Annotated in this window: 24 protein-coding genes; 8 read left to right on the forward strand and 16 right to left on the reverse strand. The window is 57.6% G+C overall.

Annotated features, from left to right (window positions below; all coding sequences use genetic code 11):
• Positions 1–5 precede the first annotated feature (5 nt).
• The 7 genes from SH661x_RS08300 to SH661x_RS08330 all read right to left on the reverse strand — a co-directional run bounded on the left by SH661x_RS08300 (position 6) and on the right by SH661x_RS08330 (position 7,113).
• Positions 6–1,718, reverse strand: a complete 1,713-nt coding sequence (locus tag SH661x_RS08300) for an AAA family ATPase (RefSeq protein ID WP_437229860.1) — start codon at positions 1,716–1,718, stop codon at positions 6–8.
• Positions 1,719–2,052: 334 nt separating this feature from the next.
• Positions 2,053–3,399 carry a hypothetical protein gene (locus SH661x_RS08305; RefSeq protein WP_437229862.1) on the reverse strand — a complete coding sequence of 449 codons (1,347 nt, stop codon included), beginning with the start codon at positions 3,397–3,399 and terminating at the stop codon, positions 2,053–2,055.
• On the reverse strand, positions 3,368–4,225 hold the full coding sequence (locus SH661x_RS08310; RefSeq protein WP_437229864.1) for a sensor histidine kinase: 858 nt from the start codon (positions 4,223–4,225) through the stop codon (positions 3,368–3,370). The genes SH661x_RS08305 and SH661x_RS08310 overlap by 32 nt, the downstream gene beginning before the upstream one ends.
• A 232-nt stretch (positions 4,226–4,457) precedes the next feature.
• Positions 4,458–4,955 carry a hypothetical protein gene (locus SH661x_RS08315; RefSeq protein ID WP_437229866.1) on the reverse strand — a complete coding sequence of 166 codons (498 nt, stop codon included), beginning with the start codon at positions 4,953–4,955 and terminating at the stop codon, positions 4,458–4,460.
• A 131-nt stretch (positions 4,956–5,086) separates the two neighbouring features.
• On the reverse strand, positions 5,087–5,923 hold the full coding sequence (locus SH661x_RS08320; RefSeq protein WP_437229868.1) for a hypothetical protein: 837 nt from the start codon (positions 5,921–5,923) through the stop codon (positions 5,087–5,089).
• On the reverse strand, positions 5,923–6,657 hold the full coding sequence (locus tag SH661x_RS08325) for a MotA/TolQ/ExbB proton channel family protein (protein WP_437229870.1): 735 nt from the start codon (positions 6,655–6,657) through the stop codon (positions 5,923–5,925). Before SH661x_RS08325 ends, SH661x_RS08320 begins: the two co-directional genes overlap by 1 nt.
• A 54-nt stretch (positions 6,658–6,711) precedes the next feature.
• A complete protein-coding gene (locus tag SH661x_RS08330) occupies positions 6,712–7,113 on the reverse strand; it encodes an HIT family protein (protein WP_437229872.1) in 402 nt (133 codons plus the stop codon).
• A gap of 370 nt (positions 7,114–7,483) precedes the next feature.
• Between SH661x_RS08330 and SH661x_RS08335 the strand changes: the two genes are divergently transcribed.
• Complete coding sequence (locus tag SH661x_RS08335) at positions 7,484–7,945, forward strand: hypothetical protein (RefSeq protein WP_437229874.1); 462 nt, start codon at positions 7,484–7,486, stop codon at positions 7,943–7,945.
• 52 nt (positions 7,946–7,997) lie between these two features.
• Positions 7,998–9,050, forward strand: a complete 1,053-nt coding sequence (locus SH661x_RS08340; RefSeq protein ID WP_437229876.1) for a zinc-binding dehydrogenase — start codon at positions 7,998–8,000, stop codon at positions 9,048–9,050.
• Between the two features lie 38 nt (positions 9,051–9,088).
• On the opposite strand, the gene SH661x_RS08345 is transcribed toward SH661x_RS08340, so the two are convergent.
• Positions 9,089–10,255, reverse strand: a complete 1,167-nt coding sequence (locus tag SH661x_RS08345; RefSeq protein WP_437229878.1) for a sensor histidine kinase — start codon at positions 10,253–10,255, stop codon at positions 9,089–9,091.
• Between the two features lie 420 nt (positions 10,256–10,675).
• On the opposite strand from SH661x_RS08345, the gene SH661x_RS08350 reads away from it, so the two are divergent.
• The gene (locus SH661x_RS08350; protein WP_437229880.1) at positions 10,676–11,143 is read left to right on the forward strand and encodes an Hsp20/alpha crystallin family protein; all 468 of its coding nucleotides are present in this window, start codon (positions 10,676–10,678) and stop codon (positions 11,141–11,143) included.
• 23 nt (positions 11,144–11,166) lie between these two features.
• Here the strand turns inward: SH661x_RS08350 and SH661x_RS08355 are convergent, their stop codons facing one another.
• The gene (locus SH661x_RS08355; protein ID WP_437229882.1) at positions 11,167–12,528 is read right to left on the reverse strand and encodes a sigma-54-dependent transcriptional regulator; all 1,362 of its coding nucleotides are present in this window, start codon (positions 12,526–12,528) and stop codon (positions 11,167–11,169) included.
• Between the two features lie 414 nt (positions 12,529–12,942).
• On the opposite strand from SH661x_RS08355, the gene SH661x_RS08360 reads away from it, so the two are divergent.
• Genes SH661x_RS08360 through SH661x_RS08370 form a run of 3 tightly spaced genes read left to right on the forward strand, consistent with a single transcriptional unit; the run spans position 12,943 to position 14,876 of the window.
• A complete protein-coding gene (locus SH661x_RS08360) occupies positions 12,943–13,344 on the forward strand; it encodes a hypothetical protein (RefSeq protein ID WP_437229884.1) in 402 nt (133 codons plus the stop codon).
• Between the two features lie 45 nt (positions 13,345–13,389).
• Positions 13,390–13,863, forward strand: coding sequence for an NUDIX domain-containing protein (locus tag SH661x_RS08365; RefSeq protein ID WP_437229886.1), 474 nt, complete (start codon positions 13,390–13,392; stop codon positions 13,861–13,863).
• Entirely contained in the window at positions 13,860–14,876 is a 1,017-nt protein-coding gene (locus tag SH661x_RS08370; protein WP_437229888.1) for a zinc-dependent alcohol dehydrogenase family protein, read from the forward strand. The genes SH661x_RS08365 and SH661x_RS08370 overlap by 4 nt, the downstream gene beginning before the upstream one ends.
• 1 nt (position 14,877) lies before the next feature.
• On the opposite strand, the gene SH661x_RS08375 is transcribed toward SH661x_RS08370, so the two are convergent.
• Positions 14,878–15,786: a universal stress protein gene (locus SH661x_RS08375; RefSeq protein WP_437229890.1), complete on the reverse strand. Its 909-nt coding sequence runs from the start codon at positions 15,784–15,786 to the stop codon at positions 14,878–14,880.
• Positions 15,787–16,175: 389 nt separating this feature from the next.
• On the opposite strand from SH661x_RS08375, the gene SH661x_RS08380 reads away from it, so the two are divergent.
• Positions 16,176–16,997 carry a universal stress protein gene (locus SH661x_RS08380; RefSeq protein WP_437229892.1) on the forward strand — a complete coding sequence of 274 codons (822 nt, stop codon included), beginning with the start codon at positions 16,176–16,178 and terminating at the stop codon, positions 16,995–16,997.
• A gap of 41 nt (positions 16,998–17,038) precedes the next feature.
• On the opposite strand, the gene SH661x_RS08385 is transcribed toward SH661x_RS08380, so the two are convergent.
• Positions 17,039–17,524: a hypothetical protein gene (locus tag SH661x_RS08385; RefSeq protein ID WP_437229894.1), complete on the reverse strand. Its 486-nt coding sequence runs from the start codon at positions 17,522–17,524 to the stop codon at positions 17,039–17,041.
• Between the two features lie 412 nt (positions 17,525–17,936).
• Here SH661x_RS08385 and SH661x_RS08390 point away from each other — a divergent pair, with 412 nt between their 5' ends.
• A complete protein-coding gene (locus tag SH661x_RS08390) occupies positions 17,937–18,140 on the forward strand; it encodes a hypothetical protein (protein ID WP_437229896.1) in 204 nt (67 codons plus the stop codon).
• Between the two features lie 42 nt (positions 18,141–18,182).
• Here SH661x_RS08390 and SH661x_RS08395 read toward each other — a convergent pair whose 3' ends face one another.
• From SH661x_RS08395 to SH661x_RS08415, 5 genes are all read right to left on the reverse strand, one after another.
• On the reverse strand, positions 18,183–18,632 hold the full coding sequence (locus tag SH661x_RS08395; RefSeq protein ID WP_437229898.1) for a Fur family transcriptional regulator: 450 nt from the start codon (positions 18,630–18,632) through the stop codon (positions 18,183–18,185).
• A 154-nt stretch (positions 18,633–18,786) separates the two neighbouring features.
• Positions 18,787–19,710 carry an NAD(P)-dependent oxidoreductase gene (locus tag SH661x_RS08400; RefSeq protein ID WP_437229900.1) on the reverse strand — a complete coding sequence of 308 codons (924 nt, stop codon included), beginning with the start codon at positions 19,708–19,710 and terminating at the stop codon, positions 18,787–18,789.
• Positions 19,711–19,825: 115 nt separating this feature from the next.
• Complete coding sequence (locus SH661x_RS08405; protein ID WP_437229902.1) at positions 19,826–20,743, reverse strand: carbohydrate kinase family protein; 918 nt, start codon at positions 20,741–20,743, stop codon at positions 19,826–19,828.
• A 162-nt stretch (positions 20,744–20,905) separates the two neighbouring features.
• Complete coding sequence (locus SH661x_RS08410) at positions 20,906–21,355, reverse strand: hypothetical protein (protein WP_437229904.1); 450 nt, start codon at positions 21,353–21,355, stop codon at positions 20,906–20,908.
• Positions 21,356–21,415: 60 nt separating this feature from the next.
• The gene (locus tag SH661x_RS08415) at positions 21,416–21,811 is read right to left on the reverse strand and encodes an arsenate reductase ArsC (protein WP_437229906.1); all 396 of its coding nucleotides are present in this window, start codon (positions 21,809–21,811) and stop codon (positions 21,416–21,418) included.
• Positions 21,812–21,822: the final 11 nt, after the last annotated feature.

Here is a 21,822-nt window from a genome sequence, read left to right on the forward strand (position 1 = left end):
CAGGCTTACCGTGACTGCTGATCCGATTCCAGTTTTCTGCGCCGCAACCGCAGGCGGGTGAAGAGTTGTTCGAAGCGACGCGGCGGCGCTGATTCCGCTGGCGTGCTCTCTTCCGCACGCTCCTCAGGCTGCTCACTAACAGGCAGATCAATCTGCGGCAGCTGGTGATGGGGACCTGGCAGGGTCGCGCCCGCGGTCTGCTGAGGAAGGATCTGTTCGCGGACTTCCCTGCGGATCTGCTGGACGAGTTCCAGAACATCCTCTTCAGGAATGCTGACAGGAGTGCTGGGGGTGTCCACAGCAGAAGATGCGCGATCGAACGACTCTTGTGGAACATCCAGAGAGCTGAGGTCAATTTCGCTCCGGCGTTCTTCAGGGAGTTCGTAGATCCGGTCGAGCAGCGTATAGCGGTCGATCACCGGAGTTTCGATCATCTCCGGCCCGCAGAGTGACGGTGCGTACGCAGGCGGGTTGATCACAGGCTGCGGAAATTCGAGGATCTCGATGGGAGACTGAATCGCTTGCGGCTCCTCGACGGTGGATGTCGTCGCAGCGTGCGTCTGAGTCTCTTCCGTGTCGAGCCCTGCTCCAAATTCGAAGACGGCGTAGTCCGCGGGGGGAGATTCGGAAACGGGCTGCGACAATTCAAGCGGCAGCGTCGGCGTTTCGTGTTCGCCAGCACCGACTTCCAGTGCATCGTGCGCCGAGGCGATGGAGCCGTCGTCGAGTCGCAGGAATTCCGGAATCGGAAACTCATCGGTTTCCTGCTCTGTGGGAGAGATTCTGCGGGGACGCGGGAGGATCATCGACTCGTCCTGATTGAGTTCGATTTCTTCCAGCGGGTCGACCCAGGAGTCATTCACCGGTTCTGCGGCGAGTTCGCCGGGGACATCGTTCCAACGCAAGGGGAGTTCCTTCAGGCTGTCGAGAGCGCTTCGAACGTGCTGCCGGTCGATTGGTTGTACGGCATCAGCAAACGCCAGCAGGCAGGCGTGATCGACGAGCTGGGTCAGGCAGCGCAGGTTGCCGTCGCTGGCCCGGCAGATTAACTCCAGTGCATCCTCATCGATCACGGAGAAGACGTCCGGTTGCCCGCATGTTTTGAATCGTTCGCTGATGAACCGTGCGGAGTCATTCAACGACAAGGGATTCAGACAGATCTGCAGCCCGATCCGCTGATTGAACGAGGTCAATGCAGGGTCGGCGAGCGTCTCTTCCAGTTCGAATGATCCGCACAGAACAACCTGAATCAGGTTCTCGCCATCGGGAGCGTATTCCGTCAGCGTGCGGACCTCCTCGAGGAGCCGATGGGACAACAGATGGGCTTCATCGACGATCAGGAGAAACCCGCGGTGATCCGCTTTCGCATCGCGGGCGGCCTGATAGATCTTCAGCCGGGCTTCCTGATCGGTGAGACCGACATAGCCCATGTTGAGTTCGAACAGGATTCCCTGCAGCAACCCCAGACGTGACTCCATCCCGGCCGCACTCAGATAGATGCTGCGGACGTTCTGCTGGAGCAGCTTCGCCAGTCGCCGACAGAGCATCGTCTTTCCGAGCCCTGGGGCAGAGGTAATGACAGCGATTCCCCGGGCCTGAGTAACGCAATGGACCAGCGAATCGAGTGCATCCTGAAACGGAGCAATCCCGACGAAGTCTTCTCCGCTGGGGGTCGTGGAGAAGGGACGTTGCTCAAAGCCAAAGAATTCTTCGTACACCGCCGGGCCTCTCGATCAGGACCATGTCCAAGGGATCACGGTTTCTCAACTTCAACTCGGATCGCACTCCACAGGTGCAGATTCCACACCGGGAGCCTGTACTGAGATCGAATCGTTGCCGCCTTTGCATCCAGTAAAATGCGGGTTGTCGTTATAACCCGCACAGATTGACGTGCGCAGCGGCCTCAAAGTGCCCTGACTTCGGCAGGTTCCGCCGCAAGGGCGTTTCACTTATTGCATCTTTCGAATTGGTGTTCAGTGTTCCGCAGGCGATAATATGGACTTTCATGCGGCGAAAACCCTGAATCGCCTGCAGACGGTAGAGCAAACTGCTCTATTGCGAAGTTGATGCGTTGCGGCGGGCGGAATTAAAGAGCGGCCATGCACATGCAGCGATCAGCACGAGTGCCGGAGTGATCGGGGCGCGCATCCGGGCGTCACTCCAGTAGACCAGATGGGCACCGGTCATCGAAACCACCAGCAGGATGGGGACCTGCCAACCCTGGTGCTGTTCGAACTGCCGCAGCAGATTTCTGAAGATGCGGATCAGCCCCAGGATCAAAGCAAGCCAGAACGCGGCGTAAAACAGCCGCACTCCCCACAGGAGGATCGGCGGGATCTGTTGTGCCTCCGGCCCGTGAGGTCCAATGTTCCAGAACCAGCAGAACTTGAGCAGACAGGCTCGCAGAAATGTAACGGGTTCCGATCGAATACATTCCCAGGCTTTTCTGGAGAACCAGCGATCCAGTTCCACCTCCCCCAAACCTGCTTCGGCCGCCGCCTGTTCGAGTGTCGCATCGATCCACGCGGACTGCCCTGCCCCTCGCGACCCGTCCCAGATCGTCCCCCATGGCTGGTCGACCACTTCGCGATAAAATGCCGTGTTATTTCCCAGCAGCAACGTGTATCCGCCGTGGGTCGTCATCAGGATGGGAGAGTGAAGAACAATCGCATTTCGAACGACCCAGGGGGCCACCGGCAAGGCGACTCCCAAAAGGATGAGTGCTGCCGTTCGCACTGTTTTCATTGCTGACGCCTCACCGCCCGATGGAGTCGCCTGCCGCCATTGGAGGAACAGCCATACGGGGGCGTAGAGGAATCCGAAAATCCAGAATGTCGGTCGCGACAGCACACAGATTCCGAAGACGAGTCCCGTCAGCAGCGATCGGAATCCCCCTGCTCGTCGATCCGTCAGCGTGACCAGCAGGAGGGAAATCACACACGCGCAGAGCGTTTCCGTCATTGGAAACGCCAGATACCTCAAAGCGAGCGGATCAACTGTGTAGATCGCGTTCGCCAGGAGTCGCTGATTGAAGCTCAGCCCCAGGTTGATTCCAGCCTGCCAGAGTGCGAAGAACGTGACGATCGCCAGTCCCAGATGAAGCGCTGCTCGCCCGAACTGTTGGTCAGGCTGACAGATGGGGACCAGCAGCAGCGGATAGAGCGGCGGCCGGTGTGCGGAAGGGGGATACGATGTGCTGTCGGACGGTGAAAGTGCTGCTCCCCGGGAGAATCCATGTCCTTCCGCCACATTTCGGGCGATGGACATGTAGGCATCGGGATCCTCCTGCAGATCGGCACGGTGCTGCCAGATCACCGCGATACGAACGAGAACGAAGATCGCCAGCAGGCCAGCGAACAGGACGCGTTCAGACAGAGCTCGGTTCAGCGGATGTTGCACTCGGGGATTTTAAAGAGTCCGTATCCAGTCCGCACGCGCCGGCCAGATTCGGCCGCGCGACCCGTGGAAACTTCAGGGTGAACTTCGTCCCTCGGCCGACGGCACTCTCCACGCGGATTCGCCCTTGATGAGCGTCCATGATGTTCTTGCAGAGTGCCAGTCCCAGTCCGGTTCCCCCCTGCCCGTTCTGATCCGTGGTTTTCGTGGTGAAAAACCGGGTGAAAATGTGCGGAAGCTTGTCGGCTGGAATTCCGGAACCGGTGTCCTGAATGGAGATTTCCGCCCACGCTTCGTCTTCGCTCTCAGACACAGTGACGGTCAGGGTCCCTCCCGGCTGCATCGCCTGCCGGGCGTTCACCAGCAGGTTCATGAGGACCTGCTGAATCTCTCCCGGATTGACTTCAGCGTAAGGATCGCCCGTGATATGGGTTTCGAGCCGGATCCGATGCACTTGCAGGTCTTTATCGACAAGCACGAGCATGTCCTGCACCAGCTTGGCCAGGCTGTTGGGCTCGCGCCGATTGTCTTTGGCACGGGCGTAGGAAAGCAGTCCCGTGGTGATTTTGGCGGCCCGCTGGCCGGCGGTGAGAATTTTATCGAACGCTTTATCCCGATTGGCTTTGTCCTGATGACGCAACCCGAGCTTGGCGTAGTTGATAATCGTGGTGAGGATGTTGTTGAATTCGTGCGTGATGGACGAAGCCAGTTCCCCCACTGAACCCATTTTCTGGGCCATGAGTAACTGCTGTTCCAGTTCCGACAGCCGGGTCCGCAGGGCCTGCAGCTCCGTGGCAGCGGTCGCATCTTGTTTCTTGCTCGAAACCACGAGAAGTCACTTCACCAACAGGAATTGATCAGTCCGTCGACCACTGAGAACCGGGAACGTTCCCCCGCAGAAGCGTTCCGGTCAGCGACATCCTTCAGTTGCTTTCATCGATCCAGACTCTTGGCATCGGCAGGATGGATAGACGGACTTCAAGCCATTGAACCGAGAATCCTCCGCCGATCTGGTTCTGCAGGGTTCTCAACGGGGAGGATCCGTCAAACTCGTAAACGGATTAGTCGACGAACTCTGCCCGTTCCTGAATCTCTTCCCGCTTTACCCCATTTTCCGCCAGATACTTCAGCAGGTCTGCCCGAGCCCCTTCCTGAGCGCTTTTCCCTTTCAGAATGCGGACGCGGATTCCTTCCGGAGTTCCGGTCAACTGCTTCGCGCGATCTGCAATTTCGTTCAATGTCAGGACTTTCCCGGACTGCGGAGCTTCACCGTCGACGAGGCGATACTCATTTCCGTAGATCACGATTGTCATCATGTCGGTCGGAACAACCTCTGGTTCCTGCGGCTGAGTCTTTGCGGTGCCGGCCGCTGCCCCGACGAGATCCCCGCTGACATGCACCCGGTCCAGCGCAGCTTCATCTGATGATCCGGTCTGCGACGACGTCCCGAATCCCGTTCCGGATCCGCCCAGCCCTGGACCTTTCCAGAAGCTTCCCAGCCAGATTCCCAGCGCCAGAGCACCGATCACCGCCCCGCCCACCAGATTTCGTACTTTCATCACATCGCTCAACTGTTGAAGAGGGGGTCCGAATCGACTTGAGCCTGCTTCACCCGCAGCAGGCAGCGCAAACAGTTCTAAAATAGCATCGGCAGGACGCGAGTGGAGAATTTTCTGGACCGATTCGCGATTCACTCGAGACGGAAACCGAGGTCGGCATATTCAAACCGGACCTGCCCCGCGTGATCGGACTGCATCCGGGAGACGAGAATCGGAAGTGCCTTGCGGATCGATTCCATCACCGAGATCCGTGATGCACGATCGTACGTCAGCAGAATGACCACCAGGCTTTTCGGTTGCGGCAGCGAGCGGTACCAGGCATAGACCTCCGACACGAACCGCTCGACATCGACGTCCTCGTTCGGGAGTGTCGGAATGCGGATCCGCGTTGTCCGGCTGCCGGCGGTCAATGTGGCAATCCCCTGAGCATCGATATGCAGGTCCCACACGTCGCAGCGTTTGCGAATTTCATCATACGACAGCAGATGTTCGAGCATCCGCCCCCCCCGCTGCATGGAGAGTTCGCGGATCTGCTCTTTGACCCGATTCATCTCCTGCGGAGATTTCTCTAACGAGGGGACCCGGGCCGATTCCAGCAGGCTGTTCAGTTCCGAGGTCGGAATCTGAAACATCTCCGTCATCAACCCTGCGACCACGCGTTGTTGATCGAGCACACGGTCGAGGTCGTTTTGAGTCAAAGCCAGTTTCTGCTGTTCGGTAGCCACATTGCTTTCGGCAGCGAGGCGGCGGACCCGCTCGGCATCGATCTGGCTGCGGAGAAGTTCTTCCTCAGCCAGCAGTGCCTTCAGACGTGCCCGGGTTTCCTCGAGATCAACCACGGCAGTCCGGGTTTCCTTGGTCTCCAGGGCCTGCTTCTCGCGGATCTCCAGATATTGGGCGAAGACGATAATCAGCAGCATGTCCAGCAGCGGAGTCAGCTGCAGGGACATCCTTCGCGGATTCAGCATCAGCTTTTCTCCGCTGCGGATTCGGACATCGCTAGTTCACGCTTCACCCGGGCAATGGTCTGTCGGATGTGAACACGGTTTTCAGCCAGTCGGGTGAATGCAGGTTCGACGCAACTGTTGATGAACATCAGGATCATGGCGGAAACGAGTCCCGCTGCCGTCGACCAGATGGCTTTCCCCAGCTCTCCCAGCAGGCCGCCGACAACGGACACGGAAGCATCCGCCGATTCCGGCATCTGCAGTGCCGCCCCAATGGCCAGGATTGTCCCGAGTACCCCCGCCAGCGGATACGCTTCAATCATGGTGCGGGCCATGTTGTACACGGTCTCGAAGGTCATCGAGTCGAGGTAGCGTCGTTTCTCATCGAGGATCCGCATCCGTTCGAGCAGCGAAGTCCGTTCTGTCTTTCGGCTGGGATCATCCAGAACATCATTCACATCCGCGAGGAACGCCTCAATTTGATCCGACAGGTGAGCGTGCGAATCGAGCAGGCTCTGGTTTCGCAATCCTTTGGTGAAGTCAAACAGCGAGGAAGCGATTTTTCGCAAATCGCGGCGGAACCAGACCCACAACAGGAAAAACACGAACAAGTGGACGCAAAACGCTCCACAGATCACATAAGTGGACGCAGCGGACAGCTGTTGGAGCAATGGACCGTACACGCGATTTTCCGGAAACGATGTGGGGAAGCGGGCCTGCGTTCCAAACATCCCACCGAAAACAGGTGCGGTCAATACGGATTCATTTTCCCGCGACGAATTCGGCGACGCGTGAACCGAAAAAAAGCCTTATCCGGCATGGTGAAGCTGATCGAGCTTTTCCGCAATCTCAGCGACTTCCTGATCGGAGTAAGATTTGGCTCCCGACAGGTTCCCCCAGACCGGTTTTGGCCAGCAGTCATCTCCCGGGGCCCGTCCGATGACGTGCAGATGCATCTGGGGGACTACATTTCCCAGCTGGGCAAAGTTGATCTTTTGTAGGTTCCAGTGTTCCTGGATCAGTTTCGAAACGACTGCTGCTTCTGCCATGACGGCTTCACGCTGCTGAGAGGGCAATTCGAGCAAGTCGGCGAGTTCCGTCTTAGGCACGAGGATGAACCAGGGGACAATGGCATTTCGGTGAAGCAGCACATGACACTCTGCCCATTCCCGCAGGACGTGACAATCAGCAACAAGTTGAGCGTGAAGCATGGTGAAGAATCGATCAGGTCATGAGTCTCGAGCGGGTCAGTCATGACTTTACCAAGTGCGGGAGGAGACGGAAGAGAACCGCGAATCTCGCGAATAAAGCGAATGAATTGAGCAATCGGGGCCGCTGACCGGTCAACTCATCTTCATTCGCTGCATTCGTTCGATTCGCGGTTAAAACTCTTCCTCGCAGGCGTGCGTTGGCGTCACACTCTTTGATCCGGTGTGTCACAGCGGCACGCATTTCCCCGCGTCGTCACTGACGGAATCCGCAGTTCATTCGCGATTTCAAAATCCCAGTGATTCCGGTCCCGGGCACCCGGTTTGCATTTGGACGCCAGAGAATCAGGACGCAGATTCTCTGGAGAACGAAATGACTCGGAAGCACCTTGGAAAAATTGCAGCTGTCGTGGCGGGATGTGTGGTCTGCCTGACAACCGCCGTTGAGATTTTCGCGGAACCGAAACCGGAAGCGGCGAAGAATTCCCCTGCTCAGGACAATGCGGATGAGGCCAAAGCGAAATCGTTGCAGGAATTCATGCGTCTGAAGCTCTCCGCTTCAGAGAAGATTCTCGAAGGGCTCTCGCTGGAAGATATGGACCTCGTCCAAAGCGGGGCCGACTCGCTGAACAAGATGAGCACCGCTGAGAAATGGCGGGTCTCCAATGACGCCATGTATCGCCAGTTCAGTGAGGAATTCCAACGGAACACCAGTGAACTGGCGAAGGCTGCAGGCAACGATAACCTCGATCAGGCCGCACTGAAATGGTTCGCGACCACGATGAGCTGCATCGAGTGTCACCGGTACGTCCGCAACAATCTGGTCGTCAAATGAGCAACGGGCGGGGACAGGCCCGGCCCGTCTAGATTTAGCAGGAGATTGAAGGATGAAGGCAGCTGTCTTCGTGGAGCCCGGCCGAATCGTTCTGGAAGACAAACCGATTCCCCACGTGGGACCTCTGGATGCTCTGCTGAAGGTGACAACGACGACCATCTGCGGGACTGACACGCATATTCTCAAGGGAGAGTACCCCGTTGCCAAAGGTCTGACGGTCGGTCATGAACCTGTCGGGGTGATCGAGGAACTCGGGAGCGCTGTTGCCGGGTATCACGTCGGACAACGGGTGATTTCCGGTGCGATCACCCCTTGCGGGCACTGTCACTCCTGTCTGGATGGACTGGGGGCACAGTGCGGCGGCAAGGCGATGGGGGGGTGGCGGCTCGGCAATACGATCGACGGATGTCAGGCGGAATACGTCCTCATTCCCGATGCGATGACGAACCTCGCGCCGATCCCTGATGGCCTCACCGACGAACAGGTTCTGATGTGCCCGGACATCATGAGTACCGGCTTCAGTGGCGCGGAGAGCGCGAAGATCCGCATCGGTGATTCGGTCGCTGTTTTCGCACAGGGCCCGATCGGTCTGTGTGCTGCACTCGGGGCCCGGCTGATGGGAGCGACTCAGATCTTCACGGTGGATGGTCTCCGGCAGAGACTGACGATTTCACAGCAACTGGCTGCGGATGTTGTGATTGATTTTCACTCGCAGGACCCGGTCAGCGCGATTCGAGAGGCGACAGGCGGACGCGGAGTGGACGTGGCCATCGAAGCCCTGGGAACCCAGCCGACCTTCGAAAGCTGCCTGCGTGTCCTCCGACCGGGTGGGACACTCTCTTCGCTGGGAGTTTATTCCGGCAAGCTGACACTGCCGCTGGATGCCTTTGCTGCGGGCCTGGGCGATTATCGAATCGTTTCCACGCTCTGTCCCGGCGGAAAGGAACGGATGAGGAGGCTGATGAATGTTCTCGCTTCCGGTCGAGCTGACCTGCAACCGCTCGTGACGCACCGCTTCACCCTGGATCAGATCGAAGAGGCCTACGATCTGTTTTCGCATCAGCGGGACGGTGTGCTCAAGGTGGCGATCACGCCGCATGGATAGCGTGCGGATCTCCCCCCCTGCCCCGCATCAGAACATCATCAGGATGATGAAGCGGCCTGCAGCCGGACGGTGAAGGTTGTCCCGCGTCCCAGCTCGCTGAAGACCCGAAGTCGCCCGCCGTTCTTCTCCAGAATCGCCTTCGCCATCGGCAGGCCCAGACCGATCCCGCGTGACTTGGTCGAATAAAACGGTTCCATGATGCGGATCAGGTGCACGGGATCAATCCCCGGGCCGTTGTCCTCGACGAACACTTCCAGATGCGGCTCAGCGTTCTCTGTCCGCAGATTCACGGTCCCCCCCTCGGGCATCGCTTCAATGGCATTTCGAATCAGATTGGTCAGGACAATCCGAATCTGACCCGCGTCTGCGAGAGCACACGGGAGGTTTTCGGGACCTGTCACATCCATGTGGATGTTGCTGGACCGTTCCGTCGATTCTGCCAGTCCTTTCAATAACAACGGCAGATCGAAGGGCTGTCGATTGGGGAGCGGGAGCCGGGCAAAGTTGGTCAGCGAGGTAATGACGTCATTGGCGATGCCGACCTGCCGTTCGATCCTCTCCAGATGTTGAGCGATCTTTTCCGGGGTCGCGTTTCGGCTGTTGAGCAGATAGAAGACCGACGTGTTCACCACGTTGAGAGGGTTTCGCAACTCGTGCGCGATTCCCCCCGCGACCTGACCGATGAGAGCCAGACGCTCGGTCGCCTGCTCGCGGAAGGTGTATTCCGTCTGATAGGCGTCTTCGATCAGCGCGAGATCCAGATCAATGAGCGTGTTTAACGTCGTGCGGGCCTGCAGAAGTTCTGCTGGAGACGCTTTCCATTCCCGTTCCAGGACCTGCAGCAACCCCTTCCTCAGCCGGGAGAGAGCGACGTTTGTATAAACCTGATCGAGTCCGATTTCGACGTGGCGATAGCCAATCTTCCATCTCCGGAAGACATAATCGGCGTCATAGCGGCCGGAGAGGAGTTCGCGGAGCCAGACGACCAGGGTTCCCTTCAGTCGTTCGATCTGCGGAGTTCCCCCCGTAATGACCTCCCGAGCCGGCGGGTGACGCTCGATCTCCTCATAGAAATCTTCAACGAGCGAAACGAAACTTGGTTCGGCGATCGGAAGCAACGCATGCGCGACAGCGGAATCCGCTTCGGTCCAGCCGACATAACGCTGCAGTTCCTGATAGCGAAGATAGACCTGTTGTTTGTCCATGGAGTGAAAGTCGGAATTGTCGTTCAGATGGGAAGGAACTTTTCAGCGGGACTTCGTGATCATTCTGTAATCTTGCAATTCCGGGACCGCGACCCGGGGAATATCTTGGAAGCGGAGTCAAATCGCCGATTCGCATCGGGCTGAGGTCAGGGACCATACCATTTCGGGTTCTCCGGATGTGCGTTGTCGCGCATCTGGGGCCGCACTGGCGCGCTGTCTTCATTTCCGCTGAAACTGCTTTCGGCAGCGGAAGTCCGGGGACCGCAATGAAAGTGAAGCGGCAGACACACTTTGAATGCTGAAGCATGCCAGATGCTGACCATCGCCAATTTCTGGCACAAAGATCGCTTTTCTCCGAGGAATCGGCGGCAATTTTGCCCGACAGGAGTGGCCACAGAAAATCGATAAGGAGTCCAGAAAATGACGACAACATTGCCATCGCGTGTTTCTCGGGGAATCCAGTCCTGGCTGCGGAAAAACCCCATCGACAATCTTCGGGAAGAGCTCGATTCCCTGTTCAATCAGGCCGCCAATGATTTTGATGGAGGCCTCCTCGAAGGGATGAAAGTCCCGTCGATGGATCTTTCTGAAACCGAAAAGACTTTCGAGGTGCAACTCGATGTTCCCGGCTTTAAGCCGGAGGAAGTTCATGTGGAGCTGCAGGGGGACACTTTGCTGATCCGCGGAGATCACAAAGAGGAGAAAGAGGAGAAAGGAAAGACGTTTCATCGCATCGAACGTCGTTCCGGAAGCATTCGGCGATCCATTCCGCTTCCGGCTGCTGTCGATCAGGAGAAGGTGATTGCCAATTGTCACGATGGAGTCTTGACGGTCACTCTCCCGAAGGTCGAAGCGTGTCAGGCCAAGAAGATCCCTGTGAACGCCTGACTCGTTGAAAATCGCAACGAGTGCTAAACGTGTCCCTCATCCGTCGCAATCTGAAATCGTTCGATCAACCGATACAGCTTGCGACGGTGAATCCCCAGAGCACGGGCCGCCCGCGCCTTGTTCCCCTTCTCCTTCTTGAGAACTGCGAGGATATGGGCGCGTTCAACGGAACTCAGGTCTGTCTCCAGATCGCCCGCCGCGGAGGAGGCATGCCTGGGTTCCCCACTGGCCTGGACCACTTCGCGTGGCAGATCCTCCAGTGTGATGACTCCGTCATCAGCGAGGATCATCGCCCGGTCCAGCGCATTGATCAGCTGACGCACATTCCCCGGCCAGCTGTAGTTGAGCAGAGCCTCACGGGCTTCGTCTTCCAGTTCCCACTTGCCGTCCAGACAGGAGTCGATAAGTAGCTGCTTGTCGTTGCCTCGATCGCGGAGGGGCGGAAGATCAATGCTGATGACGTTCACGCGATAATACAGGTCTTCGCGGAATCGCCCTTCTCGAACTTCCTTCTGCAGGTCCCGATTGGTCGCTGCGATGACACGAACATCCACCCGCCGTTCCTGATGAGAGCCGACACGGCGAAGTGAGCCGTCTTCGAGGACCCGCAGTAATTTCGGCTGCAGCGCGAGGGGCAGTTCTCCGAATTCGTCGATGAAGAGAGTTCCCCCGTCGGCGATTTCAAACAGGCCGGACTTCCGATGATTCGCACCGGTGAAGGCCCCCTTTTCATGACCGAACAGTTCGCTCTCGACGAGCGATTCGGGAAGAGCCGCGCAGTTGATCGTCACGAACGGGGCCGCTGAACGAGTGCTCTTTTCCTGAATGGAACGGGCGACCAGTTCCTTACCCGTCCCGCTTTCGCCATGGATGAGGACAGTCTTTTCGGTCGGAGCCACCCGGTTGATGAGGTGAAAGACCTCCAGCATCGGAGGGGACTGACCGATGATCTGTGTCTGGCTCCGCTGACGTTGAGCCAGTTCCTTCAGCTGCCGGTTTTCCTTCAGAAGCTGCCCACGTTCGGCAGCCATCCGGGCCCGGCGTTCCAGTTCGGTCAGGGCGAATGGTTTTGTGAGATAGTCGCTCGCCCCCAGCTTCATGGCAGCCACGGCATTCTCGACGGTCGCCTGTCCGGTCAGGATCAGGATCTCCGTCTCGATCTCACGCTCGTTGAGACGCTGCAGCAGTTCCAGTCCGGTAATCCCCGGCATGTTCATGTCGACGATGGCGACATCGAATCGCTTGCGTTCGAAATGCAGCAGTGCTTCCTGGCCATTGGCAGCCTGTTCAACACGATGTCCGGTTTTGGCCATCCACCTGGCAGCGGTGGTCCGGAATGCCTCATCGTCTTCGACCAGCAGCAAGTCCAGCGGTTGATCCGGCATGCGGTTGATTCCATTGGGATGATCATTCATGAACCGTCACAAATTATAAGAATTCCGCAGGAGATGCCATGACCTCGCACTGCGCGTCCAGATGCAATGCCTATTCCGTGACATGAAAGTTCTGGTTCGTGACATCCATGCCCGTTCACGCTGTGACAAAACGGAACCGTCTGTGCGAATCCGCACGGAATTTCGACAGCACGTGCCGAAGACTTTCTTCTGCGAACGGGCAGCGATTCGTCTGCGCGGGGGCTTGTTGACGGGAAATGTGACCGGCAAGTTCATCTCGGTATTTAATTTGCGATCCGGCACCTCTCGCGGAGGCTGTCCTTCAACGCAGAGAACTTTCTTGTGGAGCTCATGATGACCCGGCAAACATCTCAATGTGGATTGGTATTGTTACTTGGAATGTTGATGGCCCTCCCCCTGTATGGAGACCCGAAACCAACCGCTCCAGCCAAGGCTGAGCAGCCCGATCAGAACCAGACAGAATCGAACAAGTGGATGCAGCTGAAACTGCATTCTTCGCAGGAGATTCTGGCCGGGCTCACCAATGGAGATTTCAAGAAGATTGAAGACCAGAGCCGACGCCTGCTTGTCTTCAACATTCTGGAGAACTGGCGACGGGAGAATCCATTGGCGAGAGATTCTGAATATCAGGGGCAGCTGAATTCATTCGAGTTCGCCGTTAAAGAATTGGTCCGCCATTCCGAAGCCAAGGAGATTGATGGTGCTCTGGACGCGTATGTCCGCTTGACGCGATCCTGTGTGGAATGCCACAAAGTGATTCGGGATGCTCCCAAGTTGCCGAAATGACGCCAGTCCCCGTTCCGGGCCATCACTGCCCGGGGGTGAGAGTCGATGCCGACGACCAGTGCCGGTCTCTTGATGTACCACCGTCCTCGCGGGAGGGGGATCGAGGTGCTGCTGGCTCACCCGGGCGGTCCGTACTTTCGCAGAAAAGACCTGGGTTCTTGGACCATCCCGAAAGGCTTGATTGAGCCGGGCGAAGATCCGCTGGCAGCTGCCTGTCGCGAGTTCCGGGAAGAAACCTCGCTGACCCCGCAAGGACCCTGGATCGATCTGGGAACTGTCCTGCAGAAAGGGGGAAAGAAGGTCTATGCCTGGGCCTGCGAAGGGGACTGCCTCCCTTCGCAGATCGTGAGCGGGACATTTCAGATCGAATGGCCTCCCCGCTCCGGCCAGATGTCGACCTTTCCTGAAGTCGACCGCGCTGAATTCTTTGATCTTGAGACGGCCCGATTGAAGTGTCTGGCGGCACAAGTCGCATTCATCGACAGGCTGGAAAGCATTCTGTCAGGAGGCGAGACGTGAAAGCGATGGTCCTTCGCAGGCTCGTTTCACTGGATGAAGACCCTGCTCCACTGGAAATGACAGATCTTCCGCAGCCGATCCCTGCCACACGAGAAATCCTGATCCGGGTGTCGGTCTGTGGCGTCTGCCATACCGAGCTGGATGAAATTGAAGGCCGCACCCCTCCCCCTCAGCTGCCGATGGTGCTCGGTCATCAGGTGGTCGGACGCGTCGCGCAGCTCGGGCCGGACGCCAATCGCTTCCGTCTGGGCGATCGCGTTGGAGTCGGATGGATTCATTCATCCACCGGGGCTCCGGACGAGAATCTGAGTCCCGCATTTCGTGCGACTGGACGGGATGCTCCCGGAGGGTATGCGGAATTCATGACAGTTCCCGAAGCGTATGCCTGCCCCATTCCTGAAATCTATTCGGATGAGGAAGTGGCTCCGCTGTTATGTGCCGGAGCGGTCGGCTACCGTGCGTTGAAGTTGACGCAGCTGACCGACGGCCAGTCGCTGGGGCTGACCGGCTTTGGGGGCTCAGCTCACCTTGTCATTCAACTGGTCCGATATCTCTATCCGCAGACCAGAATCTTCGTATTCGCCCGCGATCCCCAGAGTCGAAAGTTCGCGACGGAACTGGGAGCCAGCTGGGCGGGCGACACCTCGGAGCGGGCTCCCGAGGGGCTGGATGCGATCATTGATACCACCCCGGCCTGGGGGCCGGTGATTGAAGCCTTATCGAACCTGAAACCGGGCGGGCGACTTGTGATCAATGCCATTCGCAAGGAAGACCGGGACAAACACCTGCTGATGAATTTGAGCTATCACGAGCACCTGTGGCTCGAGCGGGAAATCAAGACCGTGGCGAATGTCACCTATGCGGATCTGTCGGAGTTCCTGAAGATTGCTGCAGGCATTCCGATCAGACCCGAAGTGCAGGTCTACCCGCTCAGCCAGGCGAACCAGGCGCTGGACGACCTCAAGCATCGTCCCGTTCAAGGAGCAAAGGTCCTCCGCGTTGCTTCTGAGTGAATTACTGATTTTCTGCTGACTGATCCGCGGCAGACAACCGCTGAATCCAGACTGAGCAGTGAGCATGACGCAGCACGCGTGTGGAGACGCTCCCCAGCAGCAGCCTCTCCCAGGCGTTTTTGCCTGTGCTTCCCATCACAATCAAGTCTATCTCCAGCTCTTCGCTGGTGGCAAGAATTTTGTCGGCCGTATGCTCTGCCTTCACCAGCTGTGACTTCACCGCAGCCTTCGTCGCTGTCAGTTTGATTTCTGATGCTGCCAGATGCTCTTTCAAGTCGGCCGCCTGAGCTTTCCAGAACGGATTGGCCTCCACGATTCCTTGCAGGCTCTTATTGGGAATGAACTCCAGAATCCCCAGCAACGACACGCTTCTCTCCGGACCGAGCGGGAGTGAAGCGAAAGTGTCCACAGCGGCTGTGACCTCATCCGATGTGTCGTCCGCAATCAGGATGTTACTTGCGACGAGAGAGTCAGGTCCACGGGGATCCCGGACGACGAGCACCGAACAGGGGGCATAGAGAGCGACTTTCTCCGAGACGCTTCCCAGCAGGAAGCGGTTCATGCTGCTCAGTCCCCGACTTCCGATCACAATCAGATCGGACTGTGTCTCTTTGGCGAATCTCAGAATCTCTTTGGCAGGGTGCCCGTCGAGCATGTGTGTCGATACGTTCGGTGACACGTTGTCGAACTTCTTCGCGCCCTGAGCCAGCAGCTTCTCCCCTTCCGCACGAAAATCATCGACGAGCTTGTTCACGTCACGGCTGATCACATCTCCGAAGTCGTGCAGATCCTGGACGAAGCAGACATGGACAAGGCTGATTTCCGGGGGGGACTGGAATGGAAATCCTGCGACAAAGCGGATGGCTTCCTGCGAGTGCGTTGAACCGTCGACAGCGAGCAGAATCTTCATGAATGATCAACCTTTTCGGGAAGGCAACGAGGGTTGCTCACTGCCGGGGGGATCGTTTCCATTTGTCGCTGGATCGTGATGGCAAATCGAAGGCCAATCCTGATCATTCCGTGAATCTTGTGACGCTGTCATTTTTCGGCTCCAAAAAGAGGAACTCACTTCATTCAGCGGCGAATCTGTGACGAAACCGCACGGCTTTTGAGGTAAACTGTGCGGAATCGCACGTGAGTCATGGCCGGCGATTGCGGTCACGCAGAGAGGCCTGCGTGTGTGATGGAACTGGGTATGAAAAGTGCCAGCTTTTGTTCAGTGCTGTTGTTGAGTGCGGATGTGGATGACCTGTCGATTTTCACACTGGGAATGAGATGTCAGAAGGAGTTCAGCACAACATGCCTCAAACCGTACTTGCCGCCCTTCGACCCGCAACGGACCAGACGTGGCTGATTCCCGCCATCACCGCATTGGCTCACCGACATCAGCTGGAGATCTACGGAGTCTCCGTCCTTGATGCCGGCCAGCTGGCCCCGCCGGAACCGGTTCCTCTGGGGGGAGAACGATTCAAGGTCGAGTGTGACCGGATCGCTCTGGAGGGTGGCCGGGAACTCGCTGCCAAAATGGTTCAGCAACTCGCCGATGCTGCCGTGGAGCGAAACTTGAAATGCGCGGCCAGTCTTGTCAGCGGAACAATTGCAGATGTACTGACGATCGAGGCGCAGGCTGTCGACTTCCTGGCGTGCGGTGCGAAACGTCAACCGAGTGCTGCTGAACGAACGTTGTTGCAGACGATTCTCCAGTTTTCCCCCCGCCCCGTCCTTGTTCTCCCGGAAGAAGGGGTTGAATCTGAGGGAGTGTTGATTGCCTATGACGGGAGCCGACAGTCTGCCCGTGCTCTCTCCTCGTTCGTCGCATCAGGACTCTGGAAAGGCCGTACGATTCATCTGGTGACGATCGACAATGGAGACCTGAAACTCTCCAGTTCTGTGAAAGCGGCAGCGGCTTATCTGCATCACCATGGGATTTCGAGCGAGCTGCACGTGCGAATGCCCTCAAAAGATGCTGGTGCAGATCTCCTTCAGGAAATCGATCGCCTCGGGGTAGGGATGGTGGTGATGGGAGCCTTCAGCAAGAGCACGTTCCACGAGTTCTTCCTCGGCTCCGTCACACGAACGCTTCTGACAAAACTGCCGGTCCCCATCTTTCTGGATCACTGACAGCGGCCGATGTTCAGTTCATTCCGTTCGGGAATGAGTGATTACGGAGACGCGGCAGCAGCGTTCGCCAGGTCGACTTCTCTCTGCTCATGAGATCGCAACTCTTCGAGAATCTCGTCGAGTTCCTGACAGGCACTGCACCATGAGAAGTCGCTTCGATGAGACATCTGCAGGCTGTCGGTCAGCCGATTTAATCGCGAAAGGATTTCTGCGTGTTCGTGCAGCAGCTGGGCGTGCATCTGCGGATCGCTGCTGCCGGACCGGGCGAGAGATTCGAGACGCCCCGACTGCTCTTCATGCTCAAAATGTTCCCGCAGCCGCTCCTTGATCCGCGCCAGGTAGAGCTCGAGTTCGCAGAAATTGGGATAGCCCATCTGCTTCATTTCGGTCCACCATGCCTTCCATTCCCGGACAGCCTCTTCGATGCGTTCCTGTTCGGCAGACAGAAGCTCACGCAGTTGTTTGGGGTCAGTTGAGTTCATGTCTTTGCTCAGCTGGCAAGGAAGATGTTGGGGTTCGGAATGCATGGGAAAACTCCGCGCCATTCATGGCCGATGCTCGGTCAATCGCAGCTGCCAGTGGAAACGGGCATCCGGTCCCCCTCAGACAGCCGAGTCGCTTCAGAGAATCTGAGACGAGCCCGTCAACCGATCCGCATAGATGATGCCAAGTGTGGGCAGCGGCTGGATCGTATGGGGATTTCCGACAAAAGTGGCCAGTTTCGCGGCTGTTGGGCCCGCATGGCGGTCGCCTCCTGTCACAGCTGTGCGGAAGAGCACATTTGGGCCCACTGCTTCGCATTGCGAACAGCGAAAAAGCGGTTTGGTACGCAGATTGCTTTTCGTCCCGGACACATTGTGATGTCTGACACGGTCGGAATACATCCCGGGTGTCAGACGTTTTCGGTTCACCGATTTCATGAACGAGGAGACTGACCAAATGTCGACCGCTCCACGGATCGTGGATCCGTATCCCCAGGCTCGCGAGACTCTCAACAGTGCCTACGAAGCGTTGATCGCTGCAGCTCAAACCTTGAAGCAGGATGACCTCTCACCTGAGCAAAAACGGGAGCTTGCAGAGATCCTTGCTGGACCAGTCAAAGAGATCAGCGACTTGCTTTGCGAAACCAGCAGCTGTTGCTGACACAGGCAATGATCCGTGCGGAGATGCAGCCAGTCTCGAAGCTCAGCCGGCGCCCTGGACACATGTGGCGCAGTGCCCTTTGAGAAGGATTTCGGTGACCTGTCCGACTTCATTGGACCGCTTGCGAGAAGCGCTTGTCAGCTCCACATCCGACAGGCAGGTCACCTCGCCACAGTCCATGCAGACGAAATGCGGATGATCATCCTGGTGGCGTTTCGAACCTTTCAGTTCGAAACGCCACACATGATCTCCCAGTTCGGTGCGGCGAACCAGATTGGCCTCCGCTAGATCATTGAGATTCCGAAAGATCGTCGTCTTGTCGAATCCCGCAGGGACGAGTCGCTCGGTGAGGTCCGCGTGAGTGAGAGGAGAGGTCGCCAGCTGGAGTTCGAACAGAACAAGAATTCTGGCGGGCGTGCTTCTTAACCCTGCTGCGCGCAGGACTTCACGGGCTTGCTCCACCTCCTCCGGTGTAGGTCGACGGATCGCCATGAGAAACTCCCGGTGCATGAAAACCTGACTCTGCAGCGCGAAACAACCAGTTTAACGCAGACAGGATTTCCTCGTAAATGCAATTCCGATGCAGTTTCAACAAGTGTCCGAAAAGCGATTCCGCGTCGTCGCAGAGGATCAGCCTGCGCTGTCCTCACGACTTGCGATTCAGCCAGTCCGTGCCGGACATCTCCGCCAGTGCCAACATCAAAGCATGAGTCCCGTTGCGTCCCCAGCCTTTCGCCTTCACGGACTGATAAAGCTGTTCCGCCAATGCCAGGCCCGGCAGCGATAGCCCCATGCGGCGGCTTTCCGCGAGCGCGATTCCCATGTCCTTGATGAAGTGCTCGACAAAGAAGCCGGGGTCAAAATTGCCGTTGATCATTCGCGGACCCAGATTCGACAGCGACCAGCTCCCGGCAGCACCGGTGGAAACCGACTTCAATACAGTTTCCAGATCCAGTCCGGCTTTGTACCCGTAGAGAAACGCTTCGCAGACTCCGATCATCATCGTCGAAATGAGAATCTGATTGACCATCTTGGTGTGCTGGCCAGCTCCAGCCGGTCCCTGATGCACGATCGTTTTTCCCATCGCTTCCCAGCAGGGCTGCAGTGCATCAACGACCGCTTGATCCCCGCCGATCATGATGGACAAACGGGCTTCCTTCGCTCCGATATCTCCACCCGAGACGGGAGCGTCCACCGCGTAGACTCCCTTCTCTTTTGCTGTCTGAGCGATCTCAACAGCCAGAGTCGGTTCGCTGGTGGTCATGTCGACAAGAATCGTCCCGGGCCTGGATCCGGCGAGGGCTCCCTCTTTCCCCAGAAAGACTTCCCGCACATCTTTCGGAAAGCCGACGATCGCAAAGACGACATCCGAATTCTCCGCGACAGCCCGTGGTGTCTCTCCCCATTGTGCCCCCTGATCCAGCAGCTTCTGGGCTTTCTCTTTCGAACGGTTGTACACCGTGGCCGAAAACCCTTTTGCCATCAGATGGCTACACATACTGGAGCCCATGACTCCTGTACCAATCCAGCCAATTCGTGTCTGCCCGGGAACGATCTGCGGAATGGACATGGGTCGTGTTTCTGGTTGAGGGTAGAGGGTTGATTCTGGCGTCGCCAGAATCGATCGGCTGTTGGTGGCGAAGTTTTACTGGACGATCCTGGCTCTGGACTCTCGTCTCTGGACTCTAAACACTCCCCGCCGGGCGATACTGTTCCACAAGCTGCTTGAATTCTTCTCGCAATTCAGGCATCGCCCCCTGCCGGGATGCGACCATACCGCCGACGCGATTGGCGAATTCCGCAGACCGGGCCAGAGGCCATTTCTGTAACTGCGAAGCGATCAATCCCGCTGTGAATGCGTCACCTGCTCCGACGGTGTCAGCGACTTTCACGGCTTTCCCGGGGATATCATGGGCCTCGGTTTCCGTCACCACCAGACAGCCTTTGGCTCCCCGCGTGATGCACACAGTCTGCGGCCCGTAGTTCCGGATGACAGCTCGTGCGAACTCAAGCTGGTCCTGCGGCAGCTCCAACAGCGGCGCGAGCAGTTCAACCTCTTCATCATTCAACTTCACAATGGTCGCCAGCTTCAAAGAAGCGGTCACCCATTCAGGGGTGTAGAACTTCTGACGCAGATTCACGTCATACACGCGCAGACAATCCGGACGAGTCATCGAGACTGCTGCGTGAATGGTTTCCCGAGACTGCTGGGTGCGCTGCGCGAGCGTTCCGAAGCAGACTGCCGACGCGGATGCCATCGCCTGCTGCAGCGAGTCGGTCAGTTCCAGAAAATCCCAGGCTGCGTTTTCGTGGATTTCATACGCGGGGATGCCGGCTGTCAGTTGCACGGTGACCCGGCCTGTCGGGTGAGCGGGGTCCCGCTGAACGATAGACAGGTCCAAGCCTTTGCCCGTGAGGAGACTGCAGAGCTCCTCGCCGTCCCGGTCCTCCCCGACGCGCGTGGCAACCAGCCCATGACAACTCAGCTGGTTGGTTTGAAAAGCAACATTGGCAGGTGCTCCGCCGGGCAGCTTTCCATCCGGAAAATCGTCCCAGAGCAGTTCACCCAGTCCAATCACAATCGGCAGTGGCTTCGTCGACATAACTTCTGATTCATGAGGAAATTCAGCACAGTCCTGTTCCGTACCGCAACGTACCAGACTGCAACCCCCACGAAAACCGTCGACTCAAATTTCGTCCCCCGCACATCCCAGGAGATGCGGCAGCGACGGTTGTTGATGCGAGCGTGGCCCTCTCCCCGACGACTAAGTTCGGAAAGTCTCCGCAAAAGATGATTCTTCCCGGGAATACAGCTTCAAGGCGGTTCTGATCAGACCCTGATCGGGGTCATGCAGCCGGGATTTCAGCTGTGCCAGCGAGGCGTCAATGGCCGCCTGACGTGCCTCCCAGGCAGTCTGCCATTCCTCAAAGCGCGCCGCTTCGGCTGCGAGGGATCCCCGCTGGGCTGTGAATTCCTGTTCAATCCGTTGCAGTTCCTGTGCGACTCCGTTCTCCGTGGTGTTGGTCAGCATGGCTGTCGTCCGGTTGGAGAATGTCTTTATCCACATCGTCCACGACAGCAACGCTCCATGAGAATTCAGGAGGTCTGCGGAAGATTTTCTGTCCTGTGAAACTTTGTCGGTTGCGTAAGCTGTGCGACCGGAATAATTGGAAGGGACGAGGGACGAGGGACGAGGGACGATTGGAATCGCCATCGGCGACTTCCTAACTCCTAACTCCTACCCCCTAACTCCTGCCCCCTCCCCCCGCCCCCCTCACAGCGTGGCCAGGAGATCGTGGACCTTGGTTTCGATCAGGTTCCGCACTTCGCGGTATTGTGCCGGCGGCATTTCTTTGGGGTCGGGAATCTGCCATTCTTCGCGTCTGGCTGCGTTCACCAGCGGACACTCGTCCCCGCATCCCATCGTGACAGCCACATCGACACTCATTCCGTTGAAATCAGCCAGCGACTTGGACGAATGAGTCGTCAGGTCGTAACCGAGTTCGCCCATGAACTCGATCGCTCTGGGATTGATCCGTCCCGAAGGCCGTGAGCCCGCGCTGTGTGCCTCGACATTGGGACCCCCATGCAGCTTTGCGAAGGCCTCCGCCATCTGGCTGCGATTGGAGTTCTCGACACAGACGAAAAGAATACGTTTGTTTTTCTGCATGGATGAAAAGT

The sequence above is a fragment of the Planctomicrobium stercoris genome (genome assembly GCF_051465655.1).
GTDB lineage: Bacteria > Planctomycetota > Planctomycetia > Planctomycetales > Planctomycetaceae > Planctomicrobium.

Bases quoted from the DNA above. Each gene is read 5' to 3' on its own strand.
- SH661x_RS08315 (WP_437229866.1), bottom strand. From the start codon at position 4,955: ATGAAAGTACGAAATCTGGTGGGCGGGGCGGTGATCGGTGCTCTGGCG.
- SH661x_RS08410 (WP_437229904.1), bottom strand. From the start codon at position 21,355: ATGGCGATTCCAATCGTCCCTCGTCCCTCGTCCCTCGTCCCTTCCAAT.
- SH661x_RS08360 (WP_437229884.1), top strand. From the start codon at position 12,943: ATGGCCCTCCCCCTGTATGGAGACCCGAAACCAACCGCTCCAGCCAAG.
- SH661x_RS08415 (WP_437229906.1), bottom strand. From the start codon at position 21,811: ATGCAGAAAAACAAACGTATTCTTTTCGTCTGTGTCGAGAACTCCAAT.
- SH661x_RS08400 (WP_437229900.1), bottom strand. From the start codon at position 19,710: ATGTCCATTCCGCAGATCGTTCCCGGGCAGACACGAATTGGCTGGATT.
- SH661x_RS08375 (WP_437229890.1), bottom strand. From the start codon at position 15,786: ATGAAGATTCTGCTCGCTGTCGACGGTTCAACGCACTCGCAGGAAGCC.
- SH661x_RS08390 (WP_437229896.1), top strand. From the start codon at position 17,937: ATGTCGACCGCTCCACGGATCGTGGATCCGTATCCCCAGGCTCGCGAG.
- SH661x_RS08350 (WP_437229880.1), top strand. From the start codon at position 10,676: ATGACGACAACATTGCCATCGCGTGTTTCTCGGGGAATCCAGTCCTGG.
- SH661x_RS08340 (WP_437229876.1), top strand. From the start codon at position 7,998: ATGAAGGCAGCTGTCTTCGTGGAGCCCGGCCGAATCGTTCTGGAAGAC.
- SH661x_RS08405 (WP_437229902.1), bottom strand. From the start codon at position 20,743: ATGTCGACGAAGCCACTGCCGATTGTGATTGGACTGGGTGAACTGCTC.
- SH661x_RS08320 (WP_437229868.1), bottom strand. From the start codon at position 5,923: ATGCTGAATCCGCGAAGGATGTCCCTGCAGCTGACTCCGCTGCTGGAC.
- SH661x_RS08345 (WP_437229878.1), bottom strand. From the start codon at position 10,255: ATGGACAAACAACAGGTCTATCTTCGCTATCAGGAACTGCAGCGTTAT.
- SH661x_RS08335 (WP_437229874.1), top strand. From the start codon at position 7,484: ATGACTCGGAAGCACCTTGGAAAAATTGCAGCTGTCGTGGCGGGATGT.
- SH661x_RS08385 (WP_437229894.1), bottom strand. From the start codon at position 17,524: ATGCATTCCGAACCCCAACATCTTCCTTGCCAGCTGAGCAAAGACATG.
- SH661x_RS08395 (WP_437229898.1), bottom strand. From the start codon at position 18,632: ATGGCGATCCGTCGACCTACACCGGAGGAGGTGGAGCAAGCCCGTGAA.
- SH661x_RS08355 (WP_437229882.1), bottom strand. From the start codon at position 12,528: ATGCCGGATCAACCGCTGGACTTGCTGCTGGTCGAAGACGATGAGGCA.
- SH661x_RS08365 (WP_437229886.1), top strand. From the start codon at position 13,390: ATGCCGACGACCAGTGCCGGTCTCTTGATGTACCACCGTCCTCGCGGG.
- SH661x_RS08380 (WP_437229892.1), top strand. From the start codon at position 16,176: ATGCCTCAAACCGTACTTGCCGCCCTTCGACCCGCAACGGACCAGACG.
- SH661x_RS08330 (WP_437229872.1), bottom strand. From the start codon at position 7,113: ATGCTTCACGCTCAACTTGTTGCTGATTGTCACGTCCTGCGGGAATGG.